16 protein-coding genes are annotated in these 17,681 nt (G+C 49.9%); 3 read left to right on the plus strand and 13 right to left on the minus strand.

Annotation, left to right across the window (positions count from 1 at the left end; genetic code table 11):
• Window positions 1-47 precede the first annotated feature (47 nt).
• The 7 genes from ACJJI1_RS05555 to ACJJI1_RS05585 form a co-directional block, all read right to left on the minus strand.
• Window positions 48-557: a hypothetical protein gene (locus ACJJI1_RS05555; RefSeq protein WP_444918379.1), complete on the minus strand. Its 510-nt coding sequence runs from the start codon at window positions 555-557 to the stop codon at window positions 48-50.
• 482 nt (window positions 558-1,039) lie between these two features.
• Entirely contained in the window at window positions 1,040-2,926 is a 1,887-nt protein-coding gene (parE, locus tag ACJJI1_RS05560) for a DNA topoisomerase IV subunit B (protein WP_413663540.1), read from the minus strand.
• Window positions 2,927-2,938: 12 nt separating this feature from the next.
• Window positions 2,939-3,532, minus strand: a complete 594-nt coding sequence (locus ACJJI1_RS05565) for a YqiA/YcfP family alpha/beta fold hydrolase (protein WP_444958791.1) — start codon at window positions 3,530-3,532, stop codon at window positions 2,939-2,941.
• Window positions 3,533-3,634: 102 nt separating this feature from the next.
• Window positions 3,635-4,309 carry a hypothetical protein gene (locus ACJJI1_RS05570; protein WP_444915369.1) on the minus strand — a complete coding sequence of 225 codons (675 nt, stop codon included), beginning with the start codon at window positions 4,307-4,309 and terminating at the stop codon, window positions 3,635-3,637.
• Between the two features lie 344 nt (window positions 4,310-4,653).
• The gene (gene cpdA, locus ACJJI1_RS05575; RefSeq protein ID WP_444892187.1) at window positions 4,654-5,478 is read right to left on the minus strand and encodes a 3',5'-cyclic-AMP phosphodiesterase; all 825 of its coding nucleotides are present in this window, start codon (window positions 5,476-5,478) and stop codon (window positions 4,654-4,656) included.
• Window positions 5,479-5,519: 41 nt separating this feature from the next.
• Window positions 5,520-6,041, minus strand: a complete 522-nt coding sequence (locus tag ACJJI1_RS05580) for a DUF1249 domain-containing protein (protein ID WP_444958792.1) — start codon at window positions 6,039-6,041, stop codon at window positions 5,520-5,522.
• A gap of 87 nt (window positions 6,042-6,128) precedes the next feature.
• Complete coding sequence (locus ACJJI1_RS05585) at window positions 6,129-6,791, minus strand: NUDIX domain-containing protein (protein WP_444958793.1); 663 nt, start codon at window positions 6,789-6,791, stop codon at window positions 6,129-6,131.
• Window positions 6,792-6,937: 146 nt separating this feature from the next.
• On the opposite strand from ACJJI1_RS05585, the gene ACJJI1_RS05590 reads away from it, so the two are divergent.
• A complete protein-coding gene (locus ACJJI1_RS05590; protein WP_444958794.1) occupies window positions 6,938-7,978 on the plus strand; it encodes a glycosyltransferase family protein in 1,041 nt (346 codons plus the stop codon).
• Window positions 7,979-8,015: 37 nt separating this feature from the next.
• Window positions 8,016-9,068, plus strand: coding sequence for a glycosyltransferase (locus ACJJI1_RS05595; RefSeq protein WP_444958795.1), 1,053 nt, complete (start codon window positions 8,016-8,018; stop codon window positions 9,066-9,068).
• 69 nt (window positions 9,069-9,137) lie between these two features.
• Here the strand turns inward: ACJJI1_RS05595 and ACJJI1_RS05600 are convergent, their stop codons facing one another.
• The 4 genes from ACJJI1_RS05600 to ACJJI1_RS05615 all read right to left on the minus strand — a co-directional run bounded on the left by ACJJI1_RS05600 (window position 9,138) and on the right by ACJJI1_RS05615 (window position 13,415).
• Complete coding sequence (locus tag ACJJI1_RS05600) at window positions 9,138-9,689, minus strand: DUF4136 domain-containing protein (RefSeq protein ID WP_444958796.1); 552 nt, start codon at window positions 9,687-9,689, stop codon at window positions 9,138-9,140.
• Between the two features lie 22 nt (window positions 9,690-9,711).
• A complete protein-coding gene (locus tag ACJJI1_RS05605) occupies window positions 9,712-12,096 on the minus strand; it encodes a PqiB family protein (protein WP_444958797.1) in 2,385 nt (794 codons plus the stop codon).
• A complete protein-coding gene (locus ACJJI1_RS05610) occupies window positions 12,089-12,625 on the minus strand; it encodes a paraquat-inducible protein A (protein WP_444958798.1) in 537 nt (178 codons plus the stop codon). The genes ACJJI1_RS05605 and ACJJI1_RS05610 overlap by 8 nt, the downstream gene beginning before the upstream one ends.
• A 136-nt stretch (window positions 12,626-12,761) precedes the next feature.
• Window positions 12,762-13,415, minus strand: coding sequence for a paraquat-inducible protein A (locus ACJJI1_RS05615; protein WP_444926089.1), 654 nt, complete (start codon window positions 13,413-13,415; stop codon window positions 12,762-12,764).
• Window positions 13,416-13,766: 351 nt separating this feature from the next.
• Between ACJJI1_RS05615 and ACJJI1_RS05620 the strand changes: the two genes are divergently transcribed.
• A complete protein-coding gene (locus tag ACJJI1_RS05620) occupies window positions 13,767-15,290 on the plus strand; it encodes a TolC family outer membrane protein (protein WP_444958799.1) in 1,524 nt (507 codons plus the stop codon).
• A 14-nt stretch (window positions 15,291-15,304) separates the two neighbouring features.
• On the opposite strand, the gene waaA is transcribed toward ACJJI1_RS05620, so the two are convergent.
• Entirely contained in the window at window positions 15,305-16,630 is a 1,326-nt protein-coding gene (gene waaA / locus ACJJI1_RS05625; RefSeq protein WP_444958800.1) for a lipid IV(A) 3-deoxy-D-manno-octulosonic acid transferase, read from the minus strand.
• A 103-nt stretch (window positions 16,631-16,733) separates the two neighbouring features.
• Window positions 16,734-17,654, minus strand: a complete 921-nt coding sequence (locus ACJJI1_RS05630; protein WP_444958801.1) for a glycosyltransferase family 2 protein — start codon at window positions 17,652-17,654, stop codon at window positions 16,734-16,736.
• Window positions 17,655-17,681: the final 27 nt, after the last annotated feature.

The following is a 17,681-nucleotide window of genomic DNA, read 5'->3' on the forward strand; positions in this document are numbered from 1 at the left end:
TTACAACATCTAGATAAATCACAGCCCTATTAAAGCATGATTTAAGATTAACCTTTGGAATCACCCCTATTACTAATTGAATTTGGTAAAACCAAATCCACTGGTTTTCTTGAGTTGACATAATCACGGAATTCGGGAGCTACATATTCAGAGCGCAACTCCCATATCCTTTTAAAAGGTTCCATTGATAAGTATGCTGTATATTGACGAGTCATTGAGTCCCAAATAGTAAAATCGAGTCTGTTTGCCTTGTATTGGAAATAAGCTTCTTCCCAGATCTTAAAAAAACGATATACAAAACCAATGATCCTTAAAGTATCGGCACTCGACAAAGAATCAAAATCCTTCATCGCCTTCGCAAAGATGTCTGCCATTGGTCCGTCACAAATTGCTGCCACAGCTTCTCGATGAGCAATGGATATTTCATGCATAGAAGCGATCTTCGATTCTTTATTCTGAACTCTTATTAAAGCGGCAAGATAGACTAAAGATGCGACAACCGCAAAGGCACCAACAAGCTCACCAACGGCACTTAATGTATCCCACAGCATACTCAAAATTTAATCTCGTCAAGCAGGCATTAATTATATAACTTTTGACGCTGTCGCTTTAGACCTTCAAAATACCCAACACTGCTAGCCTTACTATTGAGACATTATATAGGCACTTGTCACATAGAGCTTATTTCATCTTTTAAAAATTTTAGGCTATAGGTAATTAGAAATGACAAAATAGTAAAACCAATAGAATGGATTTGTGCACTTCTTTTTTATCGAAAATATCACATAGATGCTAAGGCTATATATTTTCGTATCAATGAAGTTATCTATTTTAAATAAGTATAATGCTAAAACAAGAAATTTAAACTGAAGGAATTAAATAATATGCAGCTGAATTAGCATCCATTAAGTTGAATAACTGATACAACTTCTGACAGAGAGATAGAGCCCCTCAAAAGGAAGAGCGCTCCATGTTAATCATATGCATTGATCTGTTGCCTTAGTACACTAAGGCAACACCAATACCTATGTTAGAAAGCTTAACCCACTTCAGCCAGATTCCCTTTACTTTCCAGCCATTGCTTGCGATCCCCAGCACGCTTCTTGGCCAATAACATATCCAAAAGCTGGTTGCTATCATCACCGGTATCGATATAGAGCTGTACGAGACGACGGGTATTGGGGTCCATCGTAGTTTCACGCAATTGCATAGGATTCATTTCTCCCAATCCCTTAAATCGGGTTACCTGAATCTTACCCTTTTTCTTTTCTGCACTGATACGATCAAGGATGCCCTGTTTCTCAGATTCATCCAGCGCATAATAAACATCTTTACCGATATCAATTCGGAACAATGGGGGCATGGCCACATAGACATGACCGTTAGTAACCAACGGACGGAAATGACGTAAGAAAAGCGCGCATAACAGCGTAGCAATATGCAGCCCGTCTGAGTCGGCATCGGCGAGGATACAGATCTTGTTGTAACGCAAGCCTTCCAGGTTATCGCTGCCCGGGTCCACCCCGAGAGCTACAGCAATATCATGCACCTCCTGGCTAGCGAGAATTTCCCCTGAGTCAACTTCCCACGTATTCAGGATTTTACCGCGCAGAGGCATGATAGCTTGGAACTCCCGGTCTCGTGCCTGCTTGGCGGAGCCACCGGCCGAATCCCCCTCCACCAGGAAGAGTTCAGAGCGCGTGGTATCGCCACTGGAGCAGTCTGCCAGCTTGCCAGGTAAGGCCGGTCCCTGAGTAACTTTTTTACGTGCAACTTTTTTCGCGGAGCGCATGCGCTTCTGTGCATTGCCAATACACAGTTCCGCCAGTTTATCGCCCTCTTCCGTATGCTGGTTCAGCCACAAGCTGAATGCATCTTTGGCGACACCGGAAATAAATGCGGTCGCTTCACGGGAGGAAAGTCTTTCTTTTGTCTGGCCCGAGAATTGGGGATCAGCCAGTTTGGCAGAGAGAACGTAAGAACACTGGCTCCAAATATCTTCTGGTCCCAATTTAATTCCGCGCGGTAGCAGATTGCGGATTTCACAGTATTCGCGCATTGCTTCCAGCAGGCCGGCCCGCAAACCGTTAACATGGGTACCGCCCTGGGCGGTGGGAATCAGGTTTACGTAGGATTCAGCGGTGACCTCTCCGCCCTCTGGCAACCATTGGACCGCCCAGTCTGCCGCCTCAGTGGTAGCTGCAAAACTACCTACAAATGGTTCTGCTGGCAGTACTTCCCAGCCCTGATTTGCAGCGGCCAAATAGTCCTTGAGGCCATCTTCGTAATACCACTCATCGGACTCGCCATCCTGCTCATTGATAAACGTAACCGTGAGACCCGGGCAGAGCACCGCCTTGGCACGCAGAAGGTGTCGCAGGCGCACCACTGAAAATTTAGCAGAATCAAAATATTGGGGATCTGGTAAGAAGCGAACACTGGTGCCAGTTGTGCGCTTACCGCACTCACCTACTACTTCCAGGTCGGAGGCCTTTTCACCATCTTTAAAGCCAATGCGATGAACCTTGCCATCTCGCTGGATAGTAACCTCCAGCACTTTTGAGAGGGCATTAACCACGGAAACACCGACGCCGTGAAGGCCGCCGGAGAATTGGTAATTATCATTGGAAAACTTACCGCCGGCGTGCAGAGTGGAGAGGATAACCTCTACACCAGGCCGTCCCTGCTCAGGGTGGATATCGACAGGCATACCACGGCCGTTGTCGCTGACAGAAAGCGAGTGGTCCTTGTGTAACACCACTTCAATTTTCTTGGCATGTCCGGCCAGGGCTTCGTCGACACTGTTGTCGATTACCTCCTGAGCCAGGTGATTTGGGCGTGCGGTATCGGTATACATCCCGGGGCGCTTACGCACCGGATCTAGTCCCGTGAGTACCTCAATATCTTCGGCGGAATAATTAGCCATAATTCTTATTGATTACTGCTCGTTAAATAGAAATTCGGTGATAGGGTCGCAGTAGCGTGCGAACTCCTGAAAACTATGATCGCCACCGTCTTCAATGGTCTGGCGTTGTCCTTGGTAGAAATCCTGCGCATCGCGATAATCCAGAACTTCATCCCCGCGCTGGGCGAGTAACCAGTAGCGACTCTGCAACGGCTTCTCCAATTCAGCCTGTACCCGCTGCATGGCATCTACATCAACCAGGGTAAGACGAAATTCCTCTTCTTCACCGCTATAGGGTTTTAAAACTTTCCCCACATAGGCTGGAATAAAGCGCGCGGGGCGCACTGCGGGATTTATCAGTACAGCGGGCAATCGGAAGCGCTCACTAAGGTAAGTACACCAAAAGCCCCCCATAGAACTACCCACCAATCCAATGGGTCCCCTATCGGGCTGCCGAAGGAGATCCTCCACAAGAGCCACCAACGATTTCTGCGCCTCCTCTGTATAGGGAGGAATCTGCGGTGCACAGAAGGTAACATGCGGGTATTGGGCCTGGAGCCGTTCTCGCATCAACTGGCATTTGAAGGACTGTGGTGATGAAAGGAAGCCGTGCAGATATATCAGCACCGGCCTTCCCTGAAGATCATTAGTTTGCATAGGCGGTGATTATAGCGCCCATATCGTCAATCGGGGGCGCTATGTAACCAGAAGCCTCAAAACGTGTGGGTATCACAGCAATGTGCGATTCAAACTGGCAAAGGCCCGCCTCATATCTACACGCATATCAGACCAGAAAGTTACACTGGTAAAACGCTCCATGCGCCCACCGGGGCCATAGGCACCAAAGTTCTCACCGATATCGCGGCGATCCCGGAAGCGCATCACAGCATTGCCCTCCCGATCATAAAGCGTTCCGACCAGTACCCCATAGGCACTCTGCTCGGTGTAGACGCGCCAGGTCCATGGAGAGGGGTCCAGTGGTGCAGCTACCGAAAATTTTTCCAGGGATAAGGACAGTGTGTAATCTGCCTCTTCCTCCTCCTCTGCTACCACGCTGTTACGCGGTTCGAGAAACTTCTCTGCAAACGTTTTGACCAACAGTGCATTCATCTGCTGTAGGTCCCTATCATCCAGCTCGTAATCTTTCTCTCTGTAGCGGGTGCGTGGCACCGAAGAAAAGCGCTTGGTGTAGTCAATTTGCACAGGGGCAATAAACACTTTGGAGCCGCTCATATCAAAAGCAAAGGCCGCGGCAACTTCATCCAACGAGCTGGATCTGGGAACCAAACCTTGGCTATCCTCCTGCACTGCCAGCTTTGACTCTCCCACCTTACTGGGATCATGAGCACAGGCACCGACTAATAACGCCAAGCCAATGAGCGGTAAAACAAATATTCTGTTCATTATTATTCCTCACTTCCCGATGTTATCTAGTTAACTGACGGAGTAGCTGCAAAATACGCATGAAATGAGGGGCAGTAGCGCAAATAAAACCCCAGTACCTATTAGCGTATTTTATCAACTGTCAAATACTACTATTGATTCTGGTATGCCCCATTAAACAAATATCATCAATGATCATAAGCCTGGGGAAGTTTCATTGTACGGTCAGAAGACAAAAAAGATAATGGTAAGTTCGTAAAGGGAGGCTTTACAAATAAAGGCGAGCTAGAAACTCTTAAATAACACGATAGAAATCCCACAAAGTGGGACTTCAAAAAAGCAGGCACATCTCAAGGAGAAGTGACTCAGTAGCCGGAAGATGCAAAATCAACAGAGTATTTTGAAACCTCAACCCGTTCGACCCCGGTTTTATAGCTACCGTCATCATATAAATCGAACCAACGATATCCCGGCATCTCGTCGTCTACAGCAAAAGGCCCACTACCCGGAGTAAATTGTACAGATGTGGAAGGTGTCGCATGTAAGCCGACCCGACCCTCATGATTATCAAACTGCTGATGTACATGGCCCCACACGAGCGCTTTGACTTGGGGCGCTTTGGATACCATTTGCAAGAGTTGCTCACGTCCATCGCGCAGCATATGGCCATCAATCCACTTACTACCCACCTGTACCGGTTGGTGGTGCATCATGATCATTACCGGGTGTTCCCGGGTTTCCCAAAGCAGCAGCTGCAAACGCTCAAGCTGAGCTTCGCTGAGACCGCCACATATCTGGTTTTCAACACTGGTATCGAGAAGCAAGAGGCGCCAATTTCCTAGGGCAACCACTTCTGTACAGCGTTGTGGGGCTAGCTGTTTCATACGAGAGCTTAAGTCGTGATTCCCCGGTAGCCAGTACCAAGGTTTCTGCACCCTGCGCATTTTCTGAAGAAACCGGCGGTAAGAGGCCTCGGCCCCATTCGCGCTAATATCTCCTGTCGCCACCAGCAGTTGCGCTGCCTGCTGTCTGGAAACGATTGCGGACAGTACCTCATCCAAAGTATGACCGGTATCCAAACCCAGTAATTGATAATCCGGCCGGCTGCCGATGTGTGGGTCTGTTATTTGGATCAGACGATATGAATTGGTCTTATCGGACCTGCTAGGCTCATTGTGCTCGCGAATCACTTGCTCACCTTGTAATCACATCCATGTGTTCTACCGCAGAATTAAATTTTTCGGCCATCCAGCACTAATTGAAATTCTGCGCGACCATTTGCAAGACAGTACTCAAGCCACTCACCGAGAAAACGGTTGGCCTGAGGCCTCTCATCTGCGCGCTGCATACGGGAATTTGGGTAAGCGATATCCACTCCTTTACCACCTACCGGTCCACAGCCATTAACTGCTATCACCTCTGCCATCCGCGCATCGTGATAGAGACGAGCGGTCAGGTTGGGAGATGCCAGCCAGTGGCTTTCACTGAGATTTACCTCTGCGTCCAGTGACACTTCTGTGGTGTACCTGGATCTCGCTACCACTCTCAGCTTTAAGCTGCCACCAGGGATTTGATAGCGCCATTGCTCTCTCTCTGAAAGCTCAGGTAGCAGCCTCAGTAGACGTAGGTAGTTAGCGTCGCAGTCGGCATGATAAGACGGTAAATCGACGCGATATACTGCTTTACCGTTGCCATTTGGCGACATTTTCATCTGCCTGCGCTGGCGCGCACCTACCTCACGTACTAGAGCCATTATCAACACTCCAATTCATTTACCGCCGTGACTTACATCTCAGTTTACCTTTTGTGCGGGTAAAGTAGCGCAAAGAGCTGTGACCGCTCAGGCGGGTGGCGTCATATGAGTAAACTGCTTCCGATTTAACTCTAGCCACTGCACCGAAATCAGTGTGGTGGCATTGTCTATCGGGTTTTCTCCCGGGCCGCAATTCCCCCGCATCGCATCTACGACGTTCTGCCTCGGGAATACCCGCAAACGGATATCCTCATTTTCCTCAGCCAAGCCAAATACGCCCTCGGCCTGCTCCAAATCTACCAGAGCACAATACAGATGTATCCGCTCCGAGCTTCCCCCGGGGCTGGGGATATAACTGTGGATAAAATGCAGGTCGTCCACAGTACATCCAGACTCTTCCAACACCTCTCTGCGCGCTACATCCTCCAGACTCTCCCCTTTCTCCACCATACCGGCTACCACTTCAAGACACCAAGGCCCTGCTGGGCGCCCCAGGGCACCAGTGCGGAATTGCTCGGTAAGTGCCAACAGGTCCCTGACAGGATCGTAAAGTAGGACTCCAACGGCCTCTCCGCGCTGAAACAGTTCCCGCTCTATTTCATTGCTCCAACCCCCGCGAAACAAGCGGTGGCGCAATCGCAGGCGCACCATAGTGAAAAATCCCTTAAACACGGTTTCCCTGGAAATTATGTCTACCGAATCAGCGGTGAACTCCGGGTTTAAATCAGTTCGACTGTTATCTTGTGGCATGGTTCGTCTTTCCCTAGGTTTCGGTTTTGCTGCGCTGCTTCCGCGACAAGACCGGGGTACCAGCTGTTATACTCTGCGCCCACCGTACCAGCCGCTGACTGCAGAGGCTATCCGGGTTTCCGTGTTGAATTTCGAGAGTACACAACATGAGAGTGCTGAATATCGCCTATCAGCAGCTACGGCGCTATGGCAAGACAAGGGTTAGCTGGGCACAAAAGCTCACCTTCGGCCTGATTAAAAATGACCACTACACCCAAGTGTTCAGCGACCGCGATATCGCCGCGTTTGAGGCACCCTTTGGTATTCGCGACCTGGGTGTAAAAAAGGCGAACCGACGCTTGATGGAAACTGTCGAGGCCTTTGAGCCAGACCTGATCATCGCAGGCCACTGCGATATGATCACTAACGACACCCTGAAGGCCATTAAGCAACGCCTGCCCAATTGCTTTATCGCTCACTGCAATAATGATCCCCTCTTTGTTCCCAGCAATATCGAGCGAATCAAATACCGTGCGGAAGTCGCCGATGCAGTTTTTGTATCCACCGGGCGAAGAGAACTGAAAATTTTTGAGGGCTTTGGTGCTCGTGTTTATCACATGCCGAACCCGGTTGAACCCTCGATTGAAAACCTCAATAACGCTGAACGCACAGATTTAGCCATCGACCTGCTTTTCTGCAGTAACAGCAATAATTTCACCAAGCGTCTGCAAATGGTTAAAAACCTGAAAGATGCCTTGGGGGATTCGCTGAACTTTAAAACCTATGGCAGCTTCGGCGAGGCACCCGTTTGGGGCCGCGACTACGACCACGCTCTATCTCAAACCAAAATGGGATTGAATTTCAATCGCCAGGATACCCATTACTGGTATTCCTCAGCACGCATGGCGCAGTTGGCGGGCAACGGTATTTTGCAGTTCACCAGTGATAAATTACATTTTGACGACTTGTTGCCTGCTGAGAGCGTCGTTTATTTCTCCGATGAGCAGGACCTATTAGAAAAAATCCGCGAATTTAACGGTGACGATGCCAAGCGGCGCGCCTGGGCCGCACGGGCCAGGGAGTTTTTCCACAATGAAATGAACTCGAAGCTCTACGCTCAGTACATTGTCGAATCCACAAGCTTACAGCCTTTTAGCCACGACTATGCTTGGGCTCAAGATATCAATCTGGATGGCACTCTCAGGTAGTGTTGTACCCATCCTATTCGATCAGATGCAATAGATTATGAGTAATAACCCAATTCGAGTCGCACAAATACTCGCCGGTGCTGAGCACGGTGGTGCTGAGAATTTCTTTGTGCGTCTCGTCAGTGGATTAAATCCCCGCAGCGAAATTACAGAAAAAGCGTTTATTCGCAACCACGATCACCGGGTACAGGCACTGCGTAGCAACAATGTTGAAACCGAAGGTTTTAAATTTGGTGGCAAGCTGGATTTTCTCGGCCGAAAAAAATACCGCGATGCCCTGAACCAATGGCAACCGGATATCGTGATGACTTGGATGGGACGTGCCACTTCAATCACCCCCAACTCTGAAAAATACCGGTTGGTAAGCCGCCTAGGGCACTATTACAACCTGAAGTATTACCGTCACGCAGATTATTGGATCGGCATCAGCAAAGGTATCTGCCAGCATTTAAGGGACGGAGGCATCCCCAAGGATAAAATTTTCCATATCCCCAATTTTGCCGATGAGACACCAGTTAATCCGCTGCCTAGAAACAGCTTCAATACTCCGGAAGACCGGCCCCTGATCCTGGCTGCAGGCCGCCTGCATATCAATAAAGGGTTCGACACCCTCCTGCATTCACTCACCCAGGTTCCCAATGCCACTCTGTGGCTCGCTGGTAGTGGCCCTGAGGAGAGCAAGTTGAAATCCCTGTGCCATCAACTCGGCTTGGAAGAGCGGGTTCGCTTCCTCGGTTGGCGCAATGATGTCACCACCCTGATGCGCACTGCGGATATGTTCGTGTGCCCATCACGCCACGAAGGCCTGGGCTCTATTGTTATGGAATCCTGGGCCCATCGCTGCCCTATAGTAGCGACAGACTCTCAGGGCCCTGGAGAAGTAATTACCAATGGCAAAACCGGACTGATTACCCCTATCGATAATGCCGATGAATTGACCAAAGCCATGAAGTCCGTTATCGAATCGCCGGAATTGCGCCAAAGCCTGATCGAAAATGCGGCTGAGGAGTACGCAACGACTTATGCGAAACAGGTTATCGTCGACTCCTATACCGATCTATACGAAAACCTGATGAAGAAAGGGCGCTAGCGGTGAATGGCAGCCACCGAATACCCGGTGGCTGCAAAACTTATTTTTTCGTTTCGTGCCAAATCGTGCTTATTGATAAGCCGGAGGCAAATCCCGTAAAAGAGCGCTAACCCCATTGGCGATCAGTCGTTGACGCTGCTCAATACTATCGGGGCGTGTTAACAATTCACTGGCTCTCCCCCCCCAAATCACAGCCCCGCCCGGGCGCCCAATACCCACACTCATAATCACCAAGGGGGCATCTGTCAGGGGCGGTAGTTCCACTACATCCTGTGGAGCATTGCTATCAAACTGTTTGTCCCAGCTGGGATCCCGGGTATCACCGGAGAAAAACTCATCGACTACCGCAACCTGGTAATCCACCACCATATCCGCATCCTGGTCCTGGGAGACTTGGCGATATCCTCGTTGCTGTAACTCTGCGGCAACGGTATCCCGCATTTCTTCATCCAACTCCACCAGCTGGGCAGAGGCATCTTCTGAGCCACTCAACGGCGCTACCCCCCATTTATACGTGGCAAAGGCAACCGGTGGCTCCCCGGTAGCGGCTTTTTCAACCTGTATCTCCTGGCAACCCGCCAATAGCAAGATACTCAGCAAGCCTGTTAATAAATAGCGCATAAAAACTCCTACATTCCCATACTTATTTTACTGGTTCGACCGTGCCGTAAAGTTCTATCTTAGGACTCCAGGTATACCACTTGGGTTCAGCTTTCGGGTAGAGAGGGAAATGGCTGCCCGACTCCACTTCAAATCCCATAAAAGGGGCTTCTGGCGTGGCAAATGCGATCCCCCCCTGCAACAGGGCCTGAGCCGATTCTGTGTTGATATTAAGCCCACTTTTCAGACCGAAATTCACATCGACGCCACTGGCATTCCAAAACACCGTGTGCTCTCGCACCAGGGGCTGGTATTGGGGTTCGATATGAACATAGATATACACTCGATCAGCATACTCCCCCAAGGAAAAACCTGTAACCTCTCCCACTTTTACCTGGCGATAATAAACCGGACTCCCTGCTACCAGAGATCCTCGCCTCGCAGCATCCAGGATAATTCCCAGTCCAGGGCGAGTAAAAGTTTCTGCAAGATCCTCTTCCGGTGCCTGTTCCAAAGCGTAAAACTTTGTCTGTGGATCTCCTAAGCCAGGCTCAAGCACCAGGTAGCGCCCTGTAATCAGGGTATCCAGATGGGCAATCTTATCGATGCTAATTTGCGGGGAAACCACCCATATACGTGTGCCCTCCCGAGCAAACTGCTCTCCGCGATGATAAAGCTTGGCCCTGGCCCACACCTCACCCAAAGAGCGATCGAGTCTCAGGCGAGTAATCTCTCCAACTTGTACCCCGCGGTAGCGCAACGGTGCTCCAACACTCAGCCCCTCGGCACTGACAAGGCTGACTTGAATTTGTATTCCCCCCTCCATAGCCGCTTCCCGACTGCTGAAAAGAGGGAACTGGTCTCCACTTTTTGCCTGCCCGCCTTTTCCAAGGTCTTCCCGGCGTATGCCAAAGGCGATACCGCCACGCAGAAGTGACATCAGCGAATCTGCCTCCACTTCCACCCCCTCGGTCAGGCTTGCTGTAGCCCGCAATCCGCTCACATTCCAGAACCGAACGCCTTCCTGCACAAAGTGGGCATAGCGGGGCTCTATCACCACATAAACCTCTACCCCCTCGCCATCCCTACGCAATTCCATTCCCTGCACTTTTCCTACCTCTATACGGCGAAAATAAACCGGCGCGCCCCGCTGCAAAGACCCGGGATTGCGTGAAGTGAGGCGTAAATGCAGCCCCGGCACACGGGGATCCATCGGTGGCGCAGAGGTTCGCGCAGTGAAATTGCGCTGGGAGCGCTGTCCTTTGCGCAAATCTACTTCTATGCGATTACCTTGGATTAAATCGTTTAGGCCGCCAGTAAAATCGAAGCTCGGGGGGGCTAGCCAAAAACGGGTATTTTCGGTGAGCAATTCATCCGTTGTCGGATCCATCAGAACTTTGACTTCCATACCATTCAAACGGCGGTTTGCCTTGGTCCCACTGACTTCCCCTACCTGTATGCCCTGGTAGTAAACCTTCGTAGAATCCGGAGTAACATTCACCCCCTGATCGAAATTTAATGTCACTGGAATTCCCGCATCTGCTGCGGCAAAATTTTTATATAACTCAAACTCACTACCATTTACAGCAAGTGGAGACTGACGTTGATTTTCCGGGGTATAAAAACTTACGCCTCCGGCAAAAAGTGCTGCCAGGGATTCTAAATTGACACTGATACCGCTAATACCGCCTTCGATAGAGATCCCTGAACTATTCCAAAAGCGGCTGCCGCGATGAACCAGATAGGCATATTCCCGACGAATAAATAATTCGATACTGACTTCAGATCCGTTTCGATCCAAACGGTAATCCGCTACCTGACCGACTCGCAACTGACGATAATATACTGGCGATCCTCGACTTAAAGAGCCCAAACGACGGGACTGCAAAACAACACGCAAACCATCCCCACGGATAAATGCAGGAGGCTGATCCAGGGCAACAAAGTTGCGCTTGCGCTTTCCACTACCTGATTCAACGGCAATGTAATTGCCTGAAAGTAGAGTTTCCAAACCGCTAATACCGGTAATAGATAACTCGGGTTTTACTACCCAAAACTCAGTGCCCTCTACCAATAAATATTCTGCACTGCGATTTAAACTAACTTCGGCCAGAACGCCATCGGCTCCATTCAGCTCTTTCGCATTAGGTACAAGGCGCACATCCTGGACCATACCAATATCGACCCCGGAATATTTGACCACCGTTTTTCCTTTTACCAGGCCGTCGCCAGAATGAAATAAAATAGTGGCTTTAACGTCTCCCTCTGACAAATCCTGATAGAGCAACCAGAGAGCAATCAGCCCCGCGATCAAAGGTAAAATCCACACTAGGGGTAATCCCCTGCTTGCGCGCACTACTCCCCGCTGAGCACCTCCATCCAAGCGAGACGCATCACTCGTATCCTGCGGGGGCAGCTCATCAGCCATTTTCTGCGGCGCTCCTATGAGCCTTTTCTGGCTCTACTGCAGACTCATATAAATCTCCGTCATAGGCATCCCAAATTAAACGGGAATCGAAAGTTCGTGCCGCCAACATGGTCACCACTACCACAGAGGCAAAAGCCGTAGCACCAGCTCCAGCAGTTACCTGGGAAATAAATCCCATATCCACTAGCGACACCAAAATTGAAATCATAAATAAGTCTAAGAGTGACCAGCGCCCGATGCCGGAAACTACTCGATATATTTTCATGGACTGAATGGGGTCGAAGGACAGGCGCAACTGAATTTGGATCAGGAGCAATCCCAATCCCAGTAGCTTCATCACAGGAACTGCAATACTGGCAACAAAGACAATTAAAGCTATTCCCCACATTCCCGAGTTATAGAGTTGCATGACCCCGCTAATGATGGTGCTGGGATCACCGGCACCTAAATAAACTACTGTCATTATCGGTAACACATTGGCAGGTAAAAGCAATAAAGTGCCAGTAATCGTCAGAGCCCAAGTTAACATCAAGCTTCCTTCGATTCTGCTGTGTACTCTCGCTCCACAGCGCGGACATCGGCAACGACCATTTTGGGGAAGAATAATTAATTGATGACAGCACAGGCAGCTGGTTAAGCCTTTTTTTAAACCTTTATTTGGTACGCTATTCACAAGCTTGTCCCTTAAGCGCACGACGCTGTGCTAAGCGGTGCCAAATTGCTGTTTGGTCAAAACTCAGGGAAGAGAGATTTGCCAGTAGCATCATGGCACCAAAACAGTACAGTCCCGGTTCTACCTCCATCTTGCCCAAATCCCGTAATTTAATCAGGGCCACCAAAATTCCGAGCATATAGACATCGAGCATGCCCCACTCTTTCAAGTGCTGGTAAAAACGAACAGCATTGGATACCGGTCGGTCAAGCCAGGCCCAAGCACTGCCCCAACAAATAAATAACAACAGGGCAAATTTACCTACCGGAGCCAAAACGCTACAGAAAAGCACCAGCGCCGAGAGCCAAATAAACCCTGCCTTGAAAAGAGAGTAAACGCCATTAAGCAAGGTACTTTCTGCACCAAATGAGAACAGAGAAAAGTCGAGCAACGGCAAGCTAACAGAGGGAATGAACAGTAATAGGCCGGTTAGACTGAGAGCCAGAGTGTAGTAAATACTATGATTGCCATTGCGATGCAAAGTACAGCGACATCGTGGGCAAATTAGCTTTTGTCCCGGAGGCGCCAAGCCGCCGGTTAAAAGTAGATCGCATTCGTGACAGACCCTCTGCCAATTGGTCAGCACTGCGTTGCGCTCCTCATTCATGGACAGTCAGTCCTTGCCTTATTCTGCACAATTTTTGCCGCATCCAAATGCTTATGAGGCGCGTCTATTGAAATATAGGCCCTCAACCATTATTCAATGGGCCCTAGTTATTGCCAAGAAATTACCGATAAACGCACATAGGTGTCGGTTTAACGAAGATATAGCAAAAAGCCGATTGCCGTCTCGACGGTCGGTTTGACCCCGGGTAAACTCTCGCGACTGCTATTGGGGAGACTGGCAATATTAGTAATAACCGCAAGCTGGAGCCCTCTATATCCCCACTACATGACACCAGCTCCAAATAACTTGCAAAAGCTTGAAGACCGTACCCTCCACAGGAAGTCGAAACAGATGAAAAGAAGTAACCGCACAGAGCCGCAAGGCCGCAAGTTGCGTCCGCTGAAAAAACTAATCGCCGCTACGCTGCTGGGCCTGGGCGCCATGCAGGCGCAAGCCGACACCCTGTGGGATATCTATACACAGGCCCTGGAGAATGATCCTCAATTAGCAGCTGATCGCGCCGCTTACCACGCGGGTATCGAGGCCAAATATCAGTTCCGCGCATTCCTGCTTCCTCAGGTTAATGCTACTTTCGAAGCCGCTAGAACTCACTCTGATAGCAGCCGGAATTCTGCTCAGTTACTGGATTTGACTGATAATGACGACGACAATGATGTCGAACTAGTGGATTTTAGAAGCCAAACTAGCAATTCCTTACAGGAAAGAACCTATAGTGCCAACCTGACCCAGGCTATTTTTGACGCTCCAGCCTGGTTCGATTATCAACAGGGCAAGAGATTAACAGAGCAGGCGACAGCAGAATTCAGTGCTAATCAGCAAGAAATGATGATTCGTGTCGCCACCGCCTACTTTGATGTATTGCGTGCTTATGACGTCCTCGAGGCAGCTGCTGCCGAAGAACAAGCCCTGGCTAAACAGCTGGAACAGACGCAACAGCGCTTTGAAGTCGGTCTAACAGCAATTACTGATGTCTACGACTCCCAGGCTGCCTATGACAGTTCCGTTGCCCGGCGCTTAACAGCTCAAGACAACCTCCTCAGTAACTTTGATGCCCTATCAGTATTGACTGGAGGCTACCATGATCAAGTAGCTCCTCTGGTAGATGACTTCCAGGTAGCTCCGCCGGTGCCTTCAGATCGCGCCGATTGGGTTGAGTTTGCCCTCGCCAACAACTTTGTCCTTAAAGCTGCACGACTTGGCGCCGATGCCGCCCGCTATAACGCTCGGGCAGAAGCCAGTGAACACCTACCCACTGTCACTGGCTCGCTTTCTTATAATAAACTCACTCAAGATGGTAACGAGAAAAATCGATTCAGCGACATAACGGGCAGCCAATTTGTACGTTACCCGCAAGATATTGACCAATGGGGAACAAGTGCAGGGGTAACTGTAAATGTGCCCATCTTTACTGGTGGCCTTCTCAGTGCCAACCGTCGCCAGGCTAGAAACCAAGCCTTCCAGGCCCAGGACCTTAGCGTCCTTGCAGAGAGAGATACCATACAAACCACGCGCACCCTGCACCGCGCTGTTGTCACCGATGTATCGAGAGTAGCGGCCCGAGAGCAAGCCGTCGTTTCTGCCAAGAGTGCATTGGATGCCACTCAGGCAGGATACGAAGTAGGCACCCGAAATATTGTAGATGTGCTCCTGGCTCAGCGGACCCTGTTTGACTCACAAACTGACTACGCCAACTCGCTGTACGACTACATTCTAAACTCACTGAGCTTGAAGCAAGCTGCAGGACTCTTATCCCCTAAAGACCTTCAGGATCTGGATATGATGCTGAACCCTGCAAATAATGTCTCTCGCGTAGAGGAAACTGGAGGCACCAGCCTTCCAGCACCTTCGAAGTAACTGCGTATACGCATCTACCAGAGAGCAGGATTTTTATTCTCTCTCTGGTTTTCATTTTGTGTAGTCAGCCGCTCCACCTCGCCCAGTAAGCGCTGCAAAGCACCACTATTTTCTGAAGCTACTTTTTTCGCTCTCTGACCGGCGGCTTTTCTTTGCCCCACATCATCCAGCCAAGCCTGAACCTGTGAAGCCATCGATTCACTGTCTTCGACTACAATCATGGCTCCAGCCTCCTGCAACAAACTAGATACAGTGGCAAAATTATGCAGGTGGGGACCGGAAATAACTGGTACCCCCCAGGCAGCGGGTTCAATCATGTTGTGGCCACCAACAGAGACCAAGCTACCTCCCACAAAAGCAATATCACTGGCCCCATAGAAGCGCAGCAACTCCCCCATGGTGTCTCCCAGAATAACCTCATCACTAGCTTTAATGGCTGTGCCTTCACTCCTTCGAACCAGGGCAAAGCCACGCTCCCGACACAGGCGGGCAACACCATCAAAACGCTGTGGATGCCTGGGCACCAACACGAGTAAAAGATCTTTAATTTCTCTCTTCAAAATAGAGAAGGCATCCAAGATCACCTCATCCTCACCCACATGGGTACTAGCCGCCAGCCATATAGGCCTGGAAGACTCCCCCCGCCACTGGTGCGCCAGCGCCTGCGCTTCACTGGCCAGTCCCATATCAATACTGAGGTCAAACTTGATATTGCCGTTGGCTACTGCTCTCTCCGCAGGTAAGCCCAGATCGATAAACCGCTGCATATCAGCAGGGTATTGCGCAACAACACGATCCAGGTTGCTCAACATCGTTCGAGTCAAAGAGGGAAAACGCCCGTAACCTCGTGCAGATTTTTCACTGAGCCGTGCATTGGCCAATAAAATTGGGATCTTCCTGCTCGAGCAGAGCTTGAGTAGGTTGGGCCAAAGCTCAGTCTCTATAATCACCAATGCACTAGGGCTAAGTGCATTAAGAAATGGCACCAGGCATTCAGGGAGGTCATAGGGAAGGTAGTAGTGAAGTAAGCGGCCACCAAGAATTGGCTGCAAGGCTTCTTGTACGCGCTCGGATCCGGTTGGAGTTGTAGTCGTTACCAACCACTGCCAGTCTGTATGTCGCGCAGCCAATTTAGAGATAACTGGTACGGCGGCTAGGGTCTCCCCTACAGATACAGAATGGACCCAGATTAACGGTGCCCGGCTGTGCCTTTTTGGAACCTGACCCAGACGCTCTCTTAAACGCAACCGATAGGCCGGCTGGCTACGCCCTCTCCACCAGAGACGTAGAAGGACAACAGGTAAAAACAGGCGGAAGAGCCAGGAATAAAATATTTGCATGAAGCAGGGATCACCTAAAGATCAATATTGCCACCAAAGAAAGTGCAATGATGACGGTTATCTCTTCCAGGTAAAACACCCCCGTAAGAAAGGCCTCAGACCATTAGTGATCGACCACCCGGTAAAACTCAGAGCGCACCCCAAAAACACCACAAGCCATGCCGGCTGAACGGCAGGCGCGGAGCCAAGGCCCAGAGCCCAAGCGCTTTCCACCGAAAATCAATCCTAAAATACAGCCTATGCTGGAGATCAACAGTTGCCCCAGAGCCGATACAAAGATGCTGGTATGACCGCGACCTTTGGCAAGTTTATGCTTTGCCAGAGTGATACCAGCGGAGAATTTTCTACGCGACAACCAACGCATATTGGCGCGACTCTCCGGTACGGCCTCGTAAACCCTCGCCTCCAGGCAGTAAACAATCTTTCCGCCCTTGGCCTTAAACTCTGTGAAAAAAATCACATCAGTACCGGCACCTAGAGGATCCCGCTCATTAAACCTCAGACCTAACGAGCGAATACTGCTCATCGGTATTAGTACATTGCTGGTCGCACAGTAGTTGAGCTGTTCTCCAGTCTTTCGTTTCTGTCGATAAAAAATACGCGAGTAATAGGCAGGCACAGAATCCGGCCAACGCCGAACAACACTGCCACAAACCACGCTACTGCCCCCCAGCTTTTGTGAGTATTCATATAGCTGGATTAACCAATCGGGCTCTACCCACTCATCATCATCAATGAAAACCAGATAGTCAGCTTCTATATTATCCAGTTCATCGATACAGCGATTGCGTGCATAAGGGATTCCCCGCCGCTCTTCTACAGCACAGTTGATGGTGAAGGGAAAGCTTCCCGACAACTCCTCCACAACTTCTCTACCAGCCTGAGTGACCGAATCATTATCGACAACCAGTGCAGCCACATTCAAGCCTGTAGGTAGCTGGAGCTTGGCCAGACTTTGCAGAGAACTGCGAAGCCGCTCTGGTCGCTGATAAGTACAAATACAGATCACTAACAAGGGGTGCAATGTAAACTCCAGATTACGGCCAAGAAC

This window comes from Microbulbifer maximicatervae (SeqCode) (assembly GCF_052467065.1).

What these genes read in the sequence shown, in the direction of transcription:
- parE (WP_413663540.1), bottom strand. Translation starts at nt 2,926, where the DNA reads ATGGCTAATTATTCCGCCGAAGATATTGAGGTACTCACGGGACTAGAT.
- ACJJI1_RS05570 (WP_444915369.1), bottom strand. Translation starts at nt 4,309, where the DNA reads ATGAACAGAATATTTGTTTTACCGCTCATTGGCTTGGCGTTATTAGTC.
- ACJJI1_RS05580 (WP_444958792.1), bottom strand. Translation starts at nt 6,041, where the DNA reads ATGGCTCTAGTACGTGAGGTAGGTGCGCGCCAGCGCAGGCAGATGAAA.
- ACJJI1_RS05585 (WP_444958793.1), bottom strand. Translation starts at nt 6,791, where the DNA reads ATGCCACAAGATAACAGTCGAACTGATTTAAACCCGGAGTTCACCGCT.
- ACJJI1_RS05590 (WP_444958794.1), top strand. Translation starts at nt 6,938, where the DNA reads ATGAGAGTGCTGAATATCGCCTATCAGCAGCTACGGCGCTATGGCAAG.
- ACJJI1_RS05595 (WP_444958795.1), top strand. Translation starts at nt 8,016, where the DNA reads ATGAGTAATAACCCAATTCGAGTCGCACAAATACTCGCCGGTGCTGAG.
- ACJJI1_RS05600 (WP_444958796.1), bottom strand. Translation starts at nt 9,689, where the DNA reads ATGCGCTATTTATTAACAGGCTTGCTGAGTATCTTGCTATTGGCGGGT.
- ACJJI1_RS05605 (WP_444958797.1), bottom strand. Translation starts at nt 12,096, where the DNA reads ATGGCTGATGAGCTGCCCCCGCAGGATACGAGTGATGCGTCTCGCTTG.
- ACJJI1_RS05610 (WP_444958798.1), bottom strand. Translation starts at nt 12,625, where the DNA reads ATGTTAACTTGGGCTCTGACGATTACTGGCACTTTATTGCTTTTACCT.
- ACJJI1_RS05615 (WP_444926089.1), bottom strand. Translation starts at nt 13,415, where the DNA reads ATGAATGAGGAGCGCAACGCAGTGCTGACCAATTGGCAGAGGGTCTGT.
- ACJJI1_RS05620 (WP_444958799.1), top strand. Translation starts at nt 13,767, where the DNA reads ATGAAAAGAAGTAACCGCACAGAGCCGCAAGGCCGCAAGTTGCGTCCG.
- waaA (WP_444958800.1), bottom strand. Translation starts at nt 16,630, where the DNA reads ATGCAAATATTTTATTCCTGGCTCTTCCGCCTGTTTTTACCTGTTGTC.